14 protein-coding genes are annotated in these 19,865 nt (G+C 53.1%); all 14 read left to right on the forward strand.

Annotated elements, in window-relative coordinates:
- Positions 1-82 precede the first annotated feature (82 nt).
- The 14 genes from L3069_RS26575 (at position 83) to L3069_RS26640 (ending at position 19,808) form a co-directional block, all read left to right on the forward strand.
- Entirely contained in the window at positions 83-427 is a 345-nt protein-coding gene (locus L3069_RS26575) for a hypothetical protein (protein ID WP_001027662.1), read from the forward strand.
- Positions 418-891 carry a hypothetical protein gene (locus tag L3069_RS26580; protein ID WP_000523626.1) on the forward strand — a complete coding sequence of 158 codons (474 nt, stop codon included), beginning with the start codon at positions 418-420 and terminating at the stop codon, positions 889-891. Before L3069_RS26575 ends, L3069_RS26580 begins: the two co-directional genes overlap by 10 nt.
- 1 nt (position 892) lies before the next feature.
- Positions 893-1,276 (forward strand): minor capsid protein, encoded by a 384-nt coding sequence (locus L3069_RS26585; RefSeq protein ID WP_023316013.1) that lies wholly within the window; start codon positions 893-895, stop codon positions 1,274-1,276.
- 74 nt (positions 1,277-1,350) lie between these two features.
- Positions 1,351-2,097, forward strand: a complete 747-nt coding sequence (locus tag L3069_RS26590; RefSeq protein WP_236901976.1) for an Ig-like domain-containing protein — start codon at positions 1,351-1,353, stop codon at positions 2,095-2,097.
- A gap of 60 nt (positions 2,098-2,157) precedes the next feature.
- Positions 2,158-2,475, forward strand: coding sequence for a hypothetical protein (locus L3069_RS26595; RefSeq protein ID WP_000163862.1), 318 nt, complete (start codon positions 2,158-2,160; stop codon positions 2,473-2,475).
- A 125-nt stretch (positions 2,476-2,600) separates the two neighbouring features.
- Positions 2,601-2,825 (forward strand): hypothetical protein, encoded by a 225-nt coding sequence (locus L3069_RS26600; protein WP_000952684.1) that lies wholly within the window; start codon positions 2,601-2,603, stop codon positions 2,823-2,825.
- A gap of 7 nt (positions 2,826-2,832) precedes the next feature.
- Positions 2,833-7,416, forward strand: coding sequence for a tape measure protein (locus L3069_RS26605; RefSeq protein ID WP_236901977.1), 4,584 nt, complete (start codon positions 2,833-2,835; stop codon positions 7,414-7,416).
- A gap of 41 nt (positions 7,417-7,457) precedes the next feature.
- Positions 7,458-7,793: a phage tail protein gene (locus L3069_RS26610; protein WP_000440566.1), complete on the forward strand. Its 336-nt coding sequence runs from the start codon at positions 7,458-7,460 to the stop codon at positions 7,791-7,793.
- A gap of 89 nt (positions 7,794-7,882) precedes the next feature.
- Entirely contained in the window at positions 7,883-8,581 is a 699-nt protein-coding gene (locus tag L3069_RS26615; protein ID WP_016051624.1) for a phage minor tail protein L, read from the forward strand.
- Positions 8,574-9,371: a C40 family peptidase gene (locus L3069_RS26620; RefSeq protein WP_023316016.1), complete on the forward strand. Its 798-nt coding sequence runs from the start codon at positions 8,574-8,576 to the stop codon at positions 9,369-9,371. The genes L3069_RS26615 and L3069_RS26620 overlap by 8 nt, the downstream gene beginning before the upstream one ends.
- Complete coding sequence (locus tag L3069_RS26625; RefSeq protein ID WP_023316017.1) at positions 9,359-9,946, forward strand: tail assembly protein; 588 nt, start codon at positions 9,359-9,361, stop codon at positions 9,944-9,946. Before L3069_RS26620 ends, L3069_RS26625 begins: the two co-directional genes overlap by 13 nt.
- A gap of 21 nt (positions 9,947-9,967) precedes the next feature.
- Positions 9,968-14,656: a phage tail protein gene (locus L3069_RS26630; protein WP_236901978.1), complete on the forward strand. Its 4,689-nt coding sequence runs from the start codon at positions 9,968-9,970 to the stop codon at positions 14,654-14,656.
- A gap of 63 nt (positions 14,657-14,719) precedes the next feature.
- Positions 14,720-18,955 (forward strand): tail fiber domain-containing protein, encoded by a 4,236-nt coding sequence (locus tag L3069_RS26635; protein ID WP_236901979.1) that lies wholly within the window; start codon positions 14,720-14,722, stop codon positions 18,953-18,955.
- Between the two features lie 64 nt (positions 18,956-19,019).
- The gene (locus L3069_RS26640) at positions 19,020-19,808 is read left to right on the forward strand and encodes a receptor-recognizing protein (RefSeq protein ID WP_040110304.1); all 789 of its coding nucleotides are present in this window, start codon (positions 19,020-19,022) and stop codon (positions 19,806-19,808) included.
- The last annotated feature ends 57 nt before the right edge of the window (positions 19,809-19,865 follow it).

Below are 19,865 nucleotides of genomic sequence, written 5' to 3' on the forward strand. Positions count from 1 at the left end.
TTACTTCTGGTCGAAAGGCTCAAGACGAGCAATCGCGCCTTCGCCTGGTAATGAGTGCGGCTGCCAACCACAGGGAGAGTGCATGAACATTTCATGGCAAGCAGAGATAGCGATTTACCGTCTGGGTTCGAAGAACGTCTACGGTGAAGCGCAATTGCAGTTCGTCAGGAAGACGAACGTCGGCGTCGTTAAGTTTGAGCAAAGTAACGAGAAGTCATCGGTACGTGCGGACAGCTCCGGCAGTCGCGGTAAAGCGAATCTGGAATTGTTCGATGCTGTTCTGGTGATCCCACTTGAGGCCGCAGTACAGCTTGATGACGTTCTCATTCTGGAGGGGCAAAAGCTGAAGGTATCCAGCGTGCATCGTCGCTGGGGACTGCGTGGGCGCCCTGGGCATCTGGAAGTAGGGGCAAACATATGGGTCTGAAGTACGACGCACATCAGTTTAAGCGTGCTGGTGACAGGCTCAACAACAGCCAGAAAGCCTTTAAGCGTTATCTCATCCGTGACATGGAGAAGCTGGCGCGTCTGGTTGAGCGTCTGGCGCGGGCAATGGCTCCGCTGGAGACTGGCTCACTCGAAAGCGCGATCTTCGCGAGAGTGGTCAAAGAGGGTTATACCGGGCTGCGTATTGAGTTATCGGTATCCGGGGCCAAGCCACGCGAGGGGCATCCGGGCGTTGAGGTTGGCGATTATGCGGAGTACATGGAGTTGGGTAAGTATCGTCTCGGCTATCTCTCTCGCATGAAGAGCGTCACCAACCCGCCAGTCGCTGGTGTGAAGCCACGAGTTGGGCCTTTGTTCCTTGAGAGAGCCGTACAGATCAGTGAGAAACAGTTCACTCAGACGATAGCTGAAGCGGCAAGGAAAGCAGGTTTTACGAGAGGTTGATGTGTTTATTGAAGCATTTGCGAGCCTGATGCAGAAGGCGAAGATCGGTACACTCGGCACTGACATCTTTTGTCACTACATGCCAGCCAATGTGAAGTCCGGTGTTCTGTTGGTTAATCCCAATACGGGGATCGCTATTGACCATGAGTTGAAAGGCTTTTATCACGACTCTTTTACCGTCATCGTGCGTAATGCGACGATCACAAAGGCGGTGGCGAAAGCCAATAAGATCATGGACATGTTCCCGGTCGAAGAAACCGTGTCAGAGGGCGTTTACTTCCGGTTGGTTCGACCAATGTCGATGCCGATCACTTATCCAAAAAACGAAGGCTCATTAATTGAAGCGGGCATCCCGATTGAATTTGCGGGCTATTTGTTGAATTAATAAAATAAGTAAGTATATACTTACAATTAGCGCCATGAAGGTGCTGATTTAACGGAAAAAGGAGTTTTCCAACAATGTCCAATACCCATGTAAAAAACATCAAACTTGGCGCCTGCAAAGTGTCGTTTGGTGGCGTTGATCTGGGTTACACCAAAGGCGGTGTTCAGGTTGAAGTTGCGACCGAAACTCTGAAAGTCACCGTAGACCAGCTGGGGCAGACCACCATCTCCGAGCTGGTGCAGGGTCGTAATATCACGATTACCGCGCCGCTGGCCGAGTCCGTGCTGAAGAACATGGTTGATTTGATGCCTGGCTCTACCCTGAGCGAAGACTCAAACACTGTGACCATCACTTCCGCGCAGGGCGTAAACCTGATCGACGTGGCCAAAGAGCTGATCCTGACGCCGCAGGATACCACCGACTACGTTCTGACCATCCCCAAAGCAGCGACCGCGGGCAACTTCACCATGACCTACCAGTCTGATGATGTTCGCGTGTTCTCCGTTCAGTTCACCGCTTACCCGGATGACGACGGCGTGCTGGGGAAAATGAGCGGCCCAAAGCCGGTTAAAACCGTAACCATCTATCCAGGTTCACCGACCTGCAAAGTAGGAGCTACGGTTCAACTTTCGGCGCAAGTGCAACCAGATGATGTTGCAGACAAAACCGGTGTCTGGGCATCGGAAGATCCACTAAAAGCAACCGTAGACCAGGCTGGATTGGTTCGCGGTGTTGCAGAAGGCGCAGTCAACATTTCGTTTACTGCTAATAGCGGCGGCAAGAAGGCTACCAAATCTGTAACGGTGACTGCTGCCAGTTAACCGTGGTGTTAATTAAGCAGAGGCTCAGGAAGAGCCTCTCTTTTAAAAGGACTTTAACCAATGACCAAATTACTCGATCTCGACTCCATTCTGCCTCCGAAGAAAAGCATCAAGTTCGGCGGTCAGGAATACCCCATCGTTGAAATGACTGTTGGCCTGTTTGTCTCCATCAAGCAGATGGAAGGCAAAGACCTCCAGAACATGTCGCCTGTTGAGCAGGTAACTGCTTACGCCGACCTGGTTCGCAAGGTCATCCCATCCGTGCCGGACGCTGTACTGGAAAAACTGACTGTTCCGCAGCTCCAGCAGATCTTCACCTTCGCTATGGAAGTGATTGATGAAGAGAACGAAAAAGCGGCTGGTGAAGGGGCAAAGTAATTTCCCGCGATGAATCCGGGGTAAAGACCGTATCGATAGATCTCGGATTCTATTTCAGTCGTGTAGTTGCTCACTACGCCGTGTCGCCATTAGAGCTGCTGGGCGTCCCTCTAACGATGTTCTGGATGCTCAGTCGCAACATCGACCGTCTGCGCGCGGAAGAGGATGTCCGCAACCTGCAAGTCGCTCGCGCTGCCCAGGCAGATGGCGAGGGCGTGAAGGCGTTCATGGAGGGTTTGCAACTCAGGATTGGAAGACCAGTCGTAACCGATAAAGTCTACGATCCACGCAAGGATAAGGCAGACCCTGACGCCAAAGAGCAACTGATGCAAATTTTTGGCAGAGGATGACAAGGGAATGTCACAAAACGTAGAGTTTATCCTGTCGCTGGAAGACAAGCAGTTTACAGCGTCAATCGACCGGGCGGGTAAGCTACTTACCAGATTCGGGGAGCAGGCCACAAAGCCCGTTCAGAAAATTAACAATCTGGAACGCTCGTTGGGTTCGGTATCCCGCATCATCGGCGTTCTGGAGTCCAAGCTCGATGCCACGGCAGACAAACTACAGGATGTAGCTGCCGGCTTCGAGCTTGTGTCTGATGTTTCGCGCAAGACGCGAGGCAACATTACCAGCCTCAACTCAGGTCTCAAAACCCTGATTGAGCGCGTCGACACAACCACCTCATCCGTTAATAAACTCACCACATCGCTGCGCAAGGTTCAGTCTGAACTCAACGAGTTTTCCGATTGGGCAACGTTCGCTGGCAAGAGCGCCAGCCGCTTCGGTACGGAGGTAAAAGAAGCCTCTTCCTCCGTGAGTGGCATGAATACGCGCCTTAACACCACGACGAAGCGTCTCAGTAATTGGGGTGTCACAACGAGCCAGGCTGCCGAGGGGCTGAAGAAAGTCCGCGATCAGATGGATGCCGTGATTGGCCGCCAGCAACTGATCAGCAAGCCGGTACGTGTGCGCACCAGCGGCTACGGTGAGGGCGGTGGTAATGGCGGTGGCGGTCGACGTGGCGGCACAAATGGCCACGGCGGGCGCGGTGCTGAAAATGGCGTGTTCTCTGGTCTGCGCGGCAATATTTTCCTGCTGGGCGAGATTGGTGATGCAGCAAGAACGGTAACTGACATCCTGTTTGGCTGGCAGAAGCCAATCATCGAAGCCGCCTCCGAAATGGAGCGTATGCGCGTCATGTTGCGCGGGCTGAACAAGGACAAGGCCAACCCTGGCAAAGCAGCCGCAGAGGATATGCAGTACATCGTGGATATGGCGCAAAACGCCCCGTTTGCGATGCAGGCGCTGACCGATTCCTTCGTTAAATTCCGCTCGGCAGGTCTCGATCCTACTGACGGATCGCTGAAAGCACTGGTGGACTCCGTTGCACGCTTCGGCGGCGATAGCGAGCTGCTTAAACGTGCTGCCGTGGCTGTCCAGCAGATGTCCGGTAAGGGCGTCGTGTCGATGGAAGAACTGCGTCAGCAATTAGGTGAAGCCGTTCCTAACGCGATGAAGGCGATGGCAGACGCTGCCGGTATCACTATGGGGGAACTGACCAAAGCAGTCTCCACCGGTACTGTGGAAGCGAAACAGGCGCTATCGCTGATGTTCGTTGGTCTGCGTGCGGAGAACGAAAACGCCGCCAAAGACATGATGCAAACCTACACTGGTGCGCTGGCGCAATTGCAAACCTCCTTTACGCTGTTTGCCGATCGTGTCGGTCAGGCGGGCTATCTGGATTCTCTCTCAAAGGGGATGAAAGAGCTGGCCTCCATCATGAATAGCGCAGAGGGCATTTCGTTCGCTAACTCGCTGGGTTCCGGACTCTCCACGGCGATCGACGGCTTACGCGAGCTGGCGCAGTGGCTGGCTAAAAACCAGGAACTGGTTATCAGCCTGGGCAAAGTCGTTGCTGCAATGGTGGCGTTCAAGCTGATGCGTGCCGGGATTGCAGGCGTGATTGGCACTGCCGGGCAAATGGTTAACACATTTACCAAGATGTCGACCGTTCTCCAGGCTCCGTTCAATCTGGGCGCGACAGCTGTCACCCGCTTTAATCGTGCGGCTCGTATGGGGCTGGCTCCAATCCCATCGCTGATCTTCGCTATCCGTGGCGCGATTACGGGGCTTCAGGGCGCGTTTGCTGGGCTAACTGCGTTCATTGCAGCAAACCCCATTGGTGCAGCGTTCACCGTAGCTACCGTGGCTGTAGCCGGTCTTATCACGTATATGACCATGCTCCGCAGCGAAACGTCCAAAGTCGTGGATGAGATCCGCAAAATCCCGGAGGCGATGACGGCGGCCAAGCGTGCGCAGATGGCAGCGCGTGCAGCCGAGCTTGAAAAGCAGATCCAGCGAGACCAGCAGGCGCTTAAAACCGGCGAAAGCGTGAACTACTACTCCACAGCGGCTGGCCCTGTCGCCGTGAAGGAGTCCAAAGAGGTTGTTGAGGCTCGCCTGAAGAAAAATCAGGAAGAGTACGAAAGAACCACAGGCACGATGGCGCTGGGTGATGGCGCGGTGGCCAAACGGCTGGCAAAAGAGGCTGCTGAATCCCAGATTGAGAAAATCCGGGCAGATAACCAGGTCTTCTCTGCGACGTTTGTGAAAGCCCGTCAGGAGGCTCTGGATAAGATCCAGAAAATCAACGACGACAAATCGCTTTCGGACGACGAGAAGAACAAGCTGCTCGCACCGCTTCGCGAGAAGGTGAACAAGTCCTATCTGGAACCGGCGCAGAAGCTGGTCGACGACCTGTCTTCTCGCAAAAACGCAACCGAGAAGCAAATTGCCCACTTCAGCGACATGCTGGAGAAAGCGAAGAAAGAGGGGAACACCGAGCAGGTTCAGAAGCTACAAGGCAGCATCCGTGGGTATCAGGAGCATCTTGAAGCTGTTGCTCAGGAGCTGACTCAGGCGGAGTTCGAGCGTGATAGCGCGGCGAAAACCGGTAAGGGCGTAATGTCCAACCAGGGAACCGTTCTGGGGCTGGGAACGACCGATAAAGCGGCTCAGAAAGCACTGGCGCAGTATATGCGGAACCAGATGGACTCCGCGACCTACCAGCGCACACTGCCAGACGGTACGGCGATGCTGGACTTCGAAGGCAAGCCGATCATCGGGCCGAAACAGCTCAAAACCCAGTTGAACCTGCAGAAAGCCTCCAGCGCCAGCTCTCTGGAGAAAATGAGCGACGAGGAACGTGCAGCCGCGATCGCCGCACTGACCAAAGCGCGTGAGCAGGACGCCGCAGCAGCGGAAAAAGCCGGGCAGCGTACTGCCAATGCTTCTCAGCGTGCCGCGAGGAAGGAAGAAAATGCGCAGCGTAAGCTGGCGGCCGGCTACCAGAAAGCCCTGGATAAAGCCGATCAGCTTATGGGGCAGATGGGTGAAAGCTCAAAAGCGACCGTGTCGTTTGATCAGTCTCTCCGCGATACCACCAAATCGCTGACCGAACTGGCCAACGCCGTACCGAATGAGTTCATCACTCAGGAGATGATCGACAAAGCCAAGTCACGCCTGGCTGACCTGGCGAACGCGAGCGACGACTATCGCGAGATGTTCAACCGCCGCAACGTCGAGCAGATGATCTCCACCTGGGCGCCGGAATCCGATTCTATCATCAGCGCGGGTTACAAGCCGTCTCGTGAAGAGAAGGTGGTCGATTTCAACGACACCTACAACCGTAACCTGAAAGCGTTGATGGATCTGCGTGACCAGGCTTCTGATCCGAAAATCGTGGCGCTTTACACCAAGCAGATTAACCAGCTGGTGGCGGCAGGCAACACCGCTCTCATCAAAGAGACGGGTACGGCGACACAGAAGCTGGCGCTTGAGTACGAGAATCTGGCCGATCAGCTGGAAAATAGCTGGAGCAACCTGTTCAGCAACATGACGGATACGCTGACCGACTTCGTCATGAAGGGGAAAATGGACTTCTCCAGCCTGGCAGAATCCATCCTCCGTGACATCACCAACATGGTTGTGAAGACGCAGATCACCCTGCCTCTCATGAACATGCTGGGGATGGGAACGACGGCAGCGGGCAGCTCTCAGAGCGGCAATCTGCTTTCTGGTGTCGCGTCAGCGGTTGCCAACCAGGGCGTCCGGATGAATGCGGTCAACGGCGATAAGAGCGTGGGTGAGGCGACGAAAGAGACCTCCAGCTCGGTCTCCGGTCTGGGGCAGACCACTCAGCAGACGACCAGCGCGATTGGATCTGCAACCAACGCGATCGGCAGCTGGGTAAATGGACTGTTCACCAGTACTGAAGCCAAAGACGCGGAAACCAAAGCGGTGAAGACATCCATCTTCTCCATGCAGAACCTTAGCTCTGTCACTGGGGCGCTTTCTGCCGCGTTTGCCATGCTGGGCGCAAACATGTCCGGCTCTGGCAATAAGTGGTTGAGCTTCGGCGCTACCATTGCCTCCGGGCTGGTGTCGGCCTGGGCTGGTGGTGGCTTCGACAACATCGGATCTGGTTCCTCCGGCTCTAACTCCGGATTCAACAATCTCACCGGATCGGCATCTGATGGTACTGGCGGCATCCCGGCAATTCCGAAGTTCGCCAAAGGCGGCATTTTCGGGAAAGACGGCGTGGTTCCGCTGCGTGCGTATCAGAAAGGTGGCATCGCTGATTCTCCACAGCTGGCGCTGTTTGGTGAAGGGGATATGAACGAAGCCTACGTTCCGCTTCCGGATGGGCGTTCCATCCCGGTCACGCTCAACGCAGAGGGTGTTAAAGGCGGCGGTGGCGGCGTTTTCTCACCTGTCAGCATTGAGATCAACGTCAACAGCGACGGCAGTGTCTCGGAGAACAGCAATTCCGAAGGCGCATGGAGTCAGGCAGCGCAGCGCATGAAGGCGATCGCGCTTGAAACCATCGCTCAGGAGAAGCGGCCAGGCGGTTCGCTCAACCCTAACTCTCAACGTAACTAACCACGGCTGCCCCGGAAGGGGCAGTCTCACAAGGATGTGAGATGGAAAGACTGACTTTTAACTGGTATCCCGACTACGAGTCGGAAAAGACCGTGAAGCCTAACGTGACGGTGCTGAATTTCGGTGACGATTACGAACAGCGCCAGGCCAAAGGTCTCAATCGCATTAAAGAAGAGTGGAGCCTGACATTTACGCGCTCTTACGACGTTATTAATGCCGTCGATGACTTTCTGACGGCACGCGCGGCCGTTGAGTCGTTCTACTGGACGAATCCTCGTGGCAAAAAGATGGTTGTGGTGTGCGACAGCCATACTGTGAAGCGTTACCAGGGCTATCTCGTTCTCACTGCGACCTTCCGACAAATTTATGAAGGATAATTTAACCCACTAGATAAGTAAGCACTTATTTACTATTATCTATAGGCGCTGACAGGATGTTGGCGTCTCTTTATTTCAAGGAAGAAACGATGGGTATTAAAGCTGATATTCAGAGCTTGTCGCCCTCCGCGCTCATTGAGCTGTTCGAACTTGATATGTCGAACACCACCTCTGGGGGCAAGCTGTTTTTCCACGCTGGTACAAACGAACTGATGGAGCCAGTCGTTTGGCAAGGCGTGTCTTACGAACCGTGGCCAATCAAGGCGTCAGGCTTTGATAAGACTGGTCAGGGTACTTTGCCGCGTCCAAAAATCCAGGTCTCCAACTTTGCCGGAACTGTCTCCGCTGAAGTTCAGGCAAACGACGATCTGGTGGGCTGCCGCATCATCCGCAAGATGACGCTGGCGCGTTTTCTCGACGCGGCCAACTTCAAAGACGGGAATCCAACCGCAGATCCAAATCAGCACTTCCCGGATGAGATGTGGTTCATCGAACAGAAGACTCTCGAAACCCATGAGGTTGTCGAGTTTGAGCTGTCGAGTGTGTTCGATCTGATGGGCGTGCAACTGCCGTACCGCCAGATCATCAAAAACACCTGCCCGTGGAAATACCGCGGTCCAGAGTGCGGCTACACCGGCCCCTATTTCGACAAAAACAACCAGCAAACCACCATGTCAGGCGCGGATTACTGCACGAAACGCTACGACTCATGCAACGCACGCCGTAACTACTTTGCCAATGGCGTAATCCACTTTGGCGGGTTCATTGGAGCAACGCGTTATGGGTAATAGAGCTTTCCCTGAGCTTGGTTCGGACGTTATGCAGGAAATCTATCTGACAGCCATCAAACGCTACCCGAACGAAGCGTGTGGCTTTCTGGTGCGTACCACTGGCGAGAAATATCGCTTCATGGAAGCCCGGAACGTGTCGGAAAACCCGGAAAACACGTTTGTTATGCACGCTGACGACATTATCGCAGCGGAAGATGCGGGATACGTGGTTGCCATCTGGCACTCCCACACTGACGAATCAGCTGAAGCGTCATACGCCGACCGCGCCGGATGCGAGGCAACGGAAGTTCCGTGGCTGATTCTGGCTGTTAGGAAGAATGTCGAGGGCGATGCGCCATTTCACTTCAGTGAGATGAATGTGATCACCCCAGACGGCTTTGAGATGCCTTATCTGGGGCGGCCCTATGTGTTTGGTGTCTTCGACTGCTGGATGCTGTGCCGCGACTACCTGAAGCGTGAGTTCAACGTCGAGTTGAATCCAAACCCGCACCTGCATATTCCATCGTGGTACACGGGCGATACCGACATTCTCGATCAGAACTACCGCAATGAAGGGCTTGTTCGTCTGGCGCCGGGGACGGAACCCCAGCGTGGAGACGTCTTCTTCATTCAGTACGGAAAGATGCCTGACCACTGCGCGGTGTACATCGGAGACGGAATGATCCTGCACCACCAGATCGACCGTCTGAGCTGTCGCGCTTATTACGGTGGCATGTACCAGAAACACACGACGCACCACCTGCGTCACAGAGACTTACTCAAGGGAGATGAAACGTGTCTGAGTTAGTTCATGTGCAACTTGGTGGCCCGATGGCCAGACATTTCGGCCGCCACTGGCATTTAAAAGTGCGCAACACCAAACAGGCGTTGGATTTGGTCGAAGCCAATCGTCCGGGCTTAAAAGCATGGATGAAGCGCAACATGAAGACCTACGACAGTTACCACATCCAGATCACCAATAAGCAGGGGCACAAGTGGTCGGTTGATGAGAGCGAGTTTCAAATGATGGGGCAGTCCGACAACATCGCGAAGATCCGCATCACACCGGTTCCTCGCGGTAGTGGCGGTAAGGCTTTTGGTTGGTTCCAGACAGTCGTAGGGGCACTCGTCATGGTTGCCTCATTCTGGTTCCCAGCGCTGGCCCCGCTCGGCTTGTCGCTAATGATGGGCGGTATTTCGCAGCTAATTTCGCCCCAGGCGACCAATGACAGCGTAAGGCAGGCAGATAACTCGAACTCGTTTTATTTCGACGGGCCACAAAACACCACTAACCAGGGCAACCCGGTTCAGCTCATTTATGGCGAGGAAATTCTGGTCGGCTCACAGGTTGTGAGTTCTTCGATCACCATCGACCAGCTTTAGTAAGAAGGGAAATTTTTGAACATGGAACAGTTCAAGAAGAAGAGACTGCCTCTCCTGATTGCAGGTGCTGGCGGTAAGAAAAGCAGTGGCTCCAGCCGCACGCCGGTTGAAGCCGACGATACCGTAAACTCGCGTGCTATGGCGTCCATCCTCGACCTGCTCGGGGAGGGTGTCATTGGCGGGCTGGTGGATGGCGCAAAGTCGATCTTCGTTGATGATCTGCCAATCCTTAACGAAGACGGGTCTCCAAACTTTAGCGGTATCACGTGGGACTTCCGCGATGGTTCACAAGACCAGACGCCGATGTCCGGGTTCGATTTCGTTGAAACGCCGAAGTCAGTCAACATCCAGCTGAAAAGAATGCACGACGTTACGATTGCCATCGATAACGATGAGGCAGACCGTGTCCGCGTCATTCTGAAGTTCCCGTCTCTGCGTAGCATTGACAAAAAGACCGGTGATACCAACGGTACGACCGTGAAGTACAAATTCCAGATTGCCAATGGCGATAATGCCTTCAAGGACGCCATCGCAGAAGGGGAGAGCACTTCCGAAATTACGCTGACGGCAAAAAAGACGGGCGTCTACTACCGCAGCTATGAGCTAAAACTGCCCAAGCCAGGTCGTGCCTACAAGGTTCGCGTGCTTCGTCTGACCGATGACAGCAACACTCAGTACATCTTTAACGATACGTGGGTGGACTCTATCGGTGAGATTGTTGATACGCCGATGAACTACCCGAACTCCGCGCTGGTCGGCCTCAAGGTCAACTCAGAGCAGTTCGGCAGCTCGATGCCGTCTCGTTCGTATCTGGTGCGTGGTCTGAAGATCCGCGTCCCGTCCAACTACGACGAACACACAAACACCTATATCGGCGTATGGGATGGCACATTCAAGCTGTTGTCATCTTCCAACCCTGCCTGGATTCTCTTCGACCTGCTTACCAACGCTCGCTATGGCCTGGGGCAGTACGTTTCTGAGTCCATGATTGATCTCGGGCAGATCTACCAGATTGGGCGCTACTGCGACGAAGAGATTGACGATGGTTTCGGTGGCAAAGAGAAGCGCTTCGCTATCAACACCCAGATCACCAGCCGTCAGGACGCGTACCGACTGATTCAGGATATCGCTGGCGCCTTCCGCGGAATGGTCTTCTGGGCTGGCGGCATGGTTAACGTCATGCAGGATAGTCCGTCAGATCCGGTCATGATGTTCACCAACGCGAACGTCAAAGATGGCATGTTCAGTTACAAGGGATCTGCGCGTAAAGACCGTCCGTCAGTGGCTCTTGTGACCTACAACAACAAGGAAGACGGCTACAAGCAGAACATCGAGTACGTCGAAGACCAGGAGGCGATGCGTCGTTATGGCGAGCGCAAAACCGAAGTGGTTGCGTTTGGCTGTACCAGCCGTGGCCAGGCGCATCGTGTCGGTCTGTGGCTGCTGTATACCGCACGCATGGAGTCCGACGTTATCAGCTTTACGGCAGGGCTGGATGCTTCCTTCCTGATGCCGGGCGAAACGGTGCTGATTCAGAACAAATACCGTGCTGGTAAACGCAACTCTGGCCGCATTGTGGCGTTCACAAAGAACAGCATCACTCTCGACGCACCGGTTACGCTGAATAAGGCTGGTAGCTACATCCGGATCTTGAATCAGGAAGGAGAAATCGTTGAGCGCGATATTCTTGAGACCGGGGAAGACATTACCAAAGTGACCTTCTCCAAAGCGCTCAATTCTGGTGATATGCCGGTTATGAATGGCGTCTGGACGATTACCGAGCCAGATCTGGAACCAATGCGCGTGCGTGTTATCAACGTTGCCCAGGGCGAGGCTCAGGGGACGTTTGACGTTACCGTTGTCCAGAATAACGCATCGAAGTACGAAGCCATCGACAACGGCGCGACGCTGATCCCCGAGAACAACACCGTTCTCGACCCGACTTATTCGAAGCCGACCAACCTGCTGGTGACGGAAGGGACGTATATCTCCAGTCCGGGCAACCTCTCAATCAAGCTCGTTGCCACCTGGGAAGGTAAGTCTGCGGAATATTGGATCAGCTGGCGTCGTTCCGATGAGAACAACGTCTCTAACTGGCAGTCCGCACGCGTTACCGAAGAGCAGTTCGAGATCCTCAATATTGCCGAGAATGGTCAGTACGACATTCAGCTCTATGCGGTTTCGTTCAGCGGCAAGAAGACGGATATCATCAGCACCGTTTATCAGGTGAAAGGTACGATGACGCCGCCAGGCTCTCCTACCTCTCTGACGGCCGTGGGTGACTACCGCAACGTGATTCTGAATTGGGTCAACCCGGACTCAATCGACCTCGATCACATCAACGTGTACGCCTCCCAGACCAACGATCTGGAAACGGCAAAGTTGATTGCAGAGGCTGCCAGCACCACGTTCACCCATGCCGGTCTTGGGGATAGCGAGACCTGGTACTATTGGGTTCGCGCGGTGAACAAGCGTGGCATGTTAAGCCCGCCGAACTCCAATCTGGGTACGGAAGCGATGACGCGAGACGTCCTCTCATTCCTTACCGGGAAGATCACCTCTTCCGAGCTGGGACAGGAGCTGCTGGAGGAAATCGGCTCTAAAGCCTCTCAGGATGCGGTCGACGCCATCAACAAACAGATGGAAGAAAGCCTGAAAGAGCTTGATCAGTCCGTTACCGATCTGGACAGCAAACTGGAAGACACCAGCGGTCGGCTTGAACAGGCCCAGAACGACCTCAAAAATGAAGTCTCTGGCACGCTGGACAAGGTCAACGACGCGCTGCAACAGGTTGAGGACTCTAATGCGGCTCTGGTTGAGTTGCAGGAGACCGTTTCCGAGCAGGGCAAAGCCGTTGCAGGTGCTGTGGAAGCGGCACACGCTGCGCTCGACAATGCCTCCGCGCTGATTGCTGAAGAGCGTGAAGCCCGTGTCGAAGGCGATAAGGCAAATGCCAAACAGATTGAGGCAATGAAATCCTCCGTCGATGACAGCGTTGCCGCCGTCGAAGAGATGAAAAAGACCGTTGCCGAAGTCGAACGCGCCAGCGCGGAAGTATCGACCAATATCGAGGCTCTGGCCAAAACCAATATTGACCTCGCTCTGCGTCAGGATGAAGACCAGCACAAGCAAATGGTCAATAACGCGAAGATCGCCACCACTCAGAAGACGTTTGCCGACGATATGTCTGCAATGGCCTCAAAAGTGGAAGAGATCCGCGCAGAAATTGGTGAGGACATCCGGGCATCGATTCTGGAAGAGACAACGGCTCGCGTAGAGGCTGATAAGGCGATCGCAACACAAATCACCAAGTTGGAAGCCCAGATCAATGATGATATTTCTGCGGCCATTGTTTCTGAGCAGGAGGCCAGAGCCACTGCGGATGAATCCCTGTCCAGGAAGATTACGTCACTGCAGGCGAAGGTAGAAGGTGACATTAGTGCGGCTCTTACCGAAGAGCAGATCGCCCGAGCTTCGGGGGATGAGGCATTATCCAAACAGATTACCAGCCTCAAGGCCCAGACGGGTGAGGATATTAAGGCGGCAGTTGCCAGTGAAACGAAAGCGCGTACTGACGCAGATAGCGCACTGGCAACTCAGATCAGCACGTTAAAGGCCCAGACTGCGCAGGACATCAAAGCAGCGGTTGCTACTGAGACTAAAGCTCGTACCGATGCCGATTCGGCGCTGGCCGGGCAGATCACAAGCCTGAAAGCCCAGACTGGCAAGGATATTAATGCAGCAGTTACGTCCGAGGCGAACGCCAGGGCAAATGCTGATGGGGCGTTGGGATCACGTATCGATACGCTAAAAGCCTCTGTTGACGGTAACTCTGCAACGATTAAACAACAGGCGACAGCTATTGCGGACACCAATAAAAAAGTCTCTACAGCCTGGACGCTTAAGATGGAGACATCGACAAGCGGTGGGCAGAAGTATGTTGCCGGCATTGCGTTGGGGATCGACAGCACTGGTCTGTCTCAATTCCTTGTTCAAGCCGACCGTTTTGGATTGGTGAACTCAGTGAATGGAAAGGTTACAACGCCTTTCGTCATTGAAAACGGTGTGGCATATATGAGCGGAGCTTGGATACAAAATGGCACTATCGATAATGCAAAAATAGGGCAGTTCATTCAGTCTAACGACTTTCAAAGCGGTGTCAGAGGATGGAATATAAACAAAAATGGCTCTTCTGAATTTCAGAACATCAAAGCCAGAGGGGAGATTATTGCAACAACGGGAAGGATGAGTAATGTCGTAATTGATGAGACATGTACTGTTAAAAAGCTATTCGCTGAAAACATCTATGGAGACATTATTACAGCATCATCCAATTTGACCGATAAGGTTTGGGGAAATACAACTGGCACTAGCTCGGGTACGCGTTACCCAATTGCAACCATACATGGTGCACCTTTCGAAAGAGTTTTTTTATTTTTAGGGACAACTGCTGCGCATACCCTTTGGCGACAGAACGTCACAATTAGATGTGATGAGTCGATCGTTTTCCAATATGACACAGGAAACGATGGTTCAAGTGGCGATTCTACAAAAAAATGGAATAACTTGTTATTAAGGATACCGGCTTCGTCGTATGGCGCGACCCAAAATCTGACAGTTCAGTTCCCAAACAGGGGCGATAGAGGATATCTCCAGTTCACCGGAATTCTAATGCTATATAAAATTTCTGGTTCGGTGACAATTCATTAATTACAATGTTAGGTATGTACTTACTTATGCGGGCGGGAATGCCCGCACTTTCAAGGAGCGAATATGTGGTACAGGGAAGGTACTATCACATTTACAAAGGGAAGTGACACACTTGAGGGCACTGGTACGTTTTGGAACGTCACAGCCAATGGTGTATTGCCGGGTATGATTGTCATCGGACCCGATAACAGCCTGTACGAAATTAAGCGCGTGCTAAATGACACCCGCTTGACACTCATGGAGCAGTACACTGGTGAGACCCAGAATGAGGTCCCATGCCGGATCATCACTACCTATGAAGGCGATCTGACCCAGTTCAGCGCCCGCTTTACAGCATTGATGACCCGAATGTCAGCCGACTCGAAGACAATGAGAAGCTGGTTAACTGCCATTGATGAAGTGACACTCGAACGCGAGGATGGTACTGAGGTAACGGTTAAATCGCTCACCCAAATCGTCGATGAGCACAATGCCAACCAGCAATGGTACAGGGACAATGCGGATGCAATCGATGCCGCGGGCGACAAAGCTAAACAGGCCGCCGCCAGCGCAGCGGCAGCTGCCAATAGCGCAAGCACTGCCGGAACAAAGGCGACTGAAGCCAGTAACAGTGCCGCAGCAGCAGCTGCATCCGAAGGCGTTGCCAGCGAAGCCGCTAAGGGTGCAAAGACCTCCGAAACGAATGCAGAAAGCCATAAAGAGACTGCTGTAGCTTCAGCTGCCACCGCAACGGAGAAAGCCGCCGAAGCCGGGGCATCTGCTTCGAGTGCCGCAGCGTCAAAAAATGCCGCGAAAGCCTCAGAAACTAACGCTGCTGGCAGTGCTGTCTCTGCTGCGGATTCTGCGACCGCAGCATCTAATTCCGCCGCAGCTGCTGAAGTTTCTGAGAGCAATGCCGCCGCATCAGAAAGCGCAGCAGCGGGCAGTGCAGCCGCCGCTCTTGCATCTCAGAACGCATCCAAAACATCTGAAACAAACGCGGCGCAGAGCGCCGATGGGTCGGCCACCAGCGCTGCCGCGGCTAAAGTGTCTGAGACCAACGCTGCCGCCTCGGAAACCGCCGCCTCCGCGAGCAAAGTGGCTGCCGGTTTAAGCGCTGACGCGGCGGCGGGAAGCGCCGCTACAGCTGGTGAGTATGCTGATGCGGCAGAGGCTAGCAAAGACGCGGCCGCATCAAGCGTTGTTGAGGCTAAGAAGTATGAAGCAAGCGCAGCCGCATCAGCTACAACCGCAAGTGATGCTCTGGCAAGTGTTGAAGCAAATGCAGCAGAAGCCGCTGAGTCGGCCACACTCGCGACAGCAAAAGCGTTCGAGGCCTCGACTTCGGCGGCTGAGGCCAAAGCATCTCAAACGAAAGCGAAAGCGTCTGAGGACAAGGCCTATGAATATGCGCAGAATGCGCAGTCCAGTGTCGCCAGTGTGAAATGGAAGGGTACATCCGCCGAACTTGATTTGACTTCTGAAACGCCCAAGTGGGTAAAAATCTCGCGTGCGCGTATGCCGCAAGCGACCAGCACTGTCTACATCGAAGTGATCGGTGGCGCTGGTTATGAGGCCGATAGCCCAGGCCAGGCGGCGATGGCTGATATTGTCCTGCGAACCGCGGACGATGATCCGCGAGGTCTCAATGCGGTTGCCTATTTAACGCAGGACTCCGCCGTAAATAGCTTGGCTACCGTGAATACCGACGAAGATAATTACGACATCTTCCTCCATGTGGGAGCGGGCGCTAAGAAGTTGATTGTTAACCTACAATTCTCCGGCGCCGCGGTAGAAACGCTGGGTGTAATCGAGTCGGTTGACTCGTTGCCGGAAGGTGCAGTCGAGGGAACGGTATATCACCGAGTACTTTCAGACATCAATGGCTCCATCTCTGGCTCTTTGGTTGGAAATGCCGCTACCGCCACGAAACTGCAAACTGCAAGAAAAATTGCAGGTGTAAATTTTGACGGTTCTTCCGACATTAGCATCAGTCCAGCCAACATAAATGCAGCAGCAGCGGTTAGCGGTTGGCTGAATAGTGGAAATGGTTCGCCTTTTACAACTGCCCAATTCGTAACATGGCTCAATGAACAAGGTGCTTTTGAATACAAATGTTGGATCGCCCGGTGCTCATGGGCCTACGCGGGCAACAATTACATTGACGATACCGGATGCGGCAGGATTGACCTCTCTGGGTCAGTAATTGAAGTTTTCAGTAATGCAAATACAAGTAGCTACACAATTCGTGTTACTACCCCCACAACCACAGGGCATGGGGGCGTTACTAACGCTGAGTTTATATACATTAATAATGGTGATGGCTACGCGCCTGGTTGGCGTCGTTTGTATAATACTCGCAATAAACCTACGCCTTCTGATATTGGCGCACTTGCTTCAAATGCTAATGCCGTATCGGCGAGTAAATTGCAGACACCGAGAACCATCAACAACGTCTCTTTCGATGGCACGGCAAACATCAGTATCCCGACATTAGTTTCTTGTGGCCGAGTTACGGCATTGGGCGCAAACACTCAGGGTGCAATGCCTGGCATCCAGATGTATGAAGCCTACCACAATGGTTACCCCGTAGCGTACGGGAATGTTGTTCACCTCAAAGGTTCGGCAGCTGCTGGCGAGGGAGAACTTTTAATTGGCTGGAGTGGTACGAGTGGTGCCCATGCTCCGGTTTATGTTCGTTCGCGCCGAGATTCAACGGATGCCAACTGGTCGGCTTGGGCGCAAATATATACCACTCTCAATAAGCCAACCCCTACGGACATCGGGGCGTTACCAATTGCGGGAGGGGCTTTAACAGGTGCATTAACAACACCAGGCATGTTAACAACGGGTGATATTACTTTCAGGAATCTCGTTAACAGGCATATCCGTTTTGAATACACTAAAAATGATGGGACTACAGCAGTAGACGGATACATCTTCAAAGATGGAGTGGATCATTCTTCACGACGCCAGGGTATCCGCATCAACTGTGGAACTCCTAATAAAGTCTCTGGCAATACTGCTTCTTCCGGAGATTTTGTATTCGGTGAAGATGGCGTATTTACCCTCCCTGGCGGCGGCACCATTAATCAAGATGGTTTGAACCAAAATGTATATTGCATGAGTGCATTGAGCACGACTGCAACAGGTTCAAAAAACTTCCTGAGGAAAATGCGTGGCGGCAATGCAGATACTATATGGCATGAAACTGTTCAGGGCGGCGTTTATCGTTTAGCAACTGGTAATACAGACTCACAGGAAGAACTGCAAATTTCAACAGCGCAATATGCACGTTTCCGTGGCGAGGTTCAGGTCTCGTCAGTTAAAGGCGATGGGGGTCAATTCAGAGCAGTAAGCGGGAATTTTGGTTTCATTATCAGGAATGACGGCGGAAACACCTACTTTCTTTTAACTCCTTCAGGTAATGCATATGGCGGATGGAATGGTCTTCGTCCGTTAACCATCAATAATGCTTCTGGACAAATGTCAGTATCCAATGGGCTGTCTGTTTCTGGTGGGGCTGTCATTAATGGTGCACTTGGAATAGGCGTGGCTAACGGGTTAGGGGGAAACTCTATTGTTCTTGGCGATAATGATACCGGATTTAAGCAAAATGGGGATGGAGTTCTGGATGTATATGCTAACAGCGCTCATGTGTTTCGGTTTATAAATACAACCTTACAAAGTAATAAACCTCTTTCTGTTTCTGGCGACATTACCTCCAGTGCATGGGTTTACGCCAACCGTTTTGCCATTAATAGTGGTTCCGGCTCGTGGATTAGTATGCGCGATCAGAACGTTATCTTTGGACGTAATGCTGTGGCGACAAGTTCAGCACAGGCGTTACTGAGACAAGATCATGCCGATCGTAAGTTTTTCGTCGGAGGTCTGGGAAACAGTCAGTTTGGTTTTTACATGATCAACAACTCACGTACCGCAAACGGCACGGATGCGAACGCATACCTCCAGAATGATGGTACTTGGGTTTGTGGAGGCAATGGCAGCTTCAATGACGTTTATATCCGCTCTGACCGTCGTAGCAAACGCAATATTCGCAAGATTGAACGAGCGCTCGACAAGCTGGATCGGATCGAAGGTGTTCTGTACGAGATTCAGGTCTGTGACCGTTATGAGCAGTCTGGTGGCCTCATCGCTCAGGACGTCCAGAATGTTCAGCCTGAACTGGTAACGGTTGACCATAACGATCAGTCTGGAGAGCCTCGTCTGCGTCTGAACTACAACGGCGTTATCGGTATGCTGGTTGAGGCCGTCAAGGAGTTGCGCAAGGAAGTGCGTGAACTGAAGGCGAGAATGTAATCAAGGCGATTGGTGCGGCTTCCCCACCAATCATCTATTTTCACATCGGATAAGGAGATTAGATGTGCCAATTGTCGGTGTTCCCGGTTGGATTGGGTCTTCGGCTGTCAGTGTGACAGGCCAGAGATGGATGAGTGCAGCTCGAACGGCGGTGCAATTGTCTGCTGCTGGGAATATGTCTCAGTTAGCAGGTTGTTCTAAGGAAATTCATTACAGCATCGGTGCGAATCATAACTACAACAAAGACACACTGATCAACTATTTAAAATCACAGGGGTCGACACCAGTCGTTGTTACCATTACAGGGGATCTGGTGTCGTTCAGCAGCGGCGTGCCATGTTTAGATTTCCCGAGTTCGCTTACCAACTCTTATATCAGCCTGGTAATCAACGCAGGTGTAACTGTCTATGGTCGTGGGGGTAATGGTGGCGTTAAAGGTGGCGGTGCTGCCGGTGGCACTGCTATTAACAACGGGATTGGGACTCGTTTAAGAATAACCAATAACGGCGCTATTGCCGGTGGCGGTGGCGGTGGCGGCGGTAACTCAGCCGATGGTGGTATGGGTGGTGGCGGTCGCCCGTTTGGTGTTGCAAACACTACAAGGCCGCCAGCTTCAGGTTCGCGTGCGGCAACTTCTGGCACTTTAACCGCTGCCGGTATTGGCGCTCAATATTTAATCGGCACTACCGCTGTCCAATACACATGCGGTAGTGGAGGTAATGTGGGGGCTGCTGGTGCGGCTGCTACTGGACGATTGGGGACAATGTACGGAGGGGGCGCGGCGGGTAAGGCTGTCACGGGGAACGTGCCTACATGGACTAAAGTCGGTGCAATTTATGGTGCTCGTGTGTAAGTACTTACCTACCATGCAAGGGTGATTTGTGGTATAAAACAGCCATCCCGATTTGAC

The sequence above is a fragment of the Enterobacter cloacae complex sp. ECL411 genome (genome assembly GCF_021869665.1).
Classification (GTDB): domain Bacteria; phylum Pseudomonadota; class Gammaproteobacteria; order Enterobacterales; family Enterobacteriaceae; genus Enterobacter; species Enterobacter intestinihominis.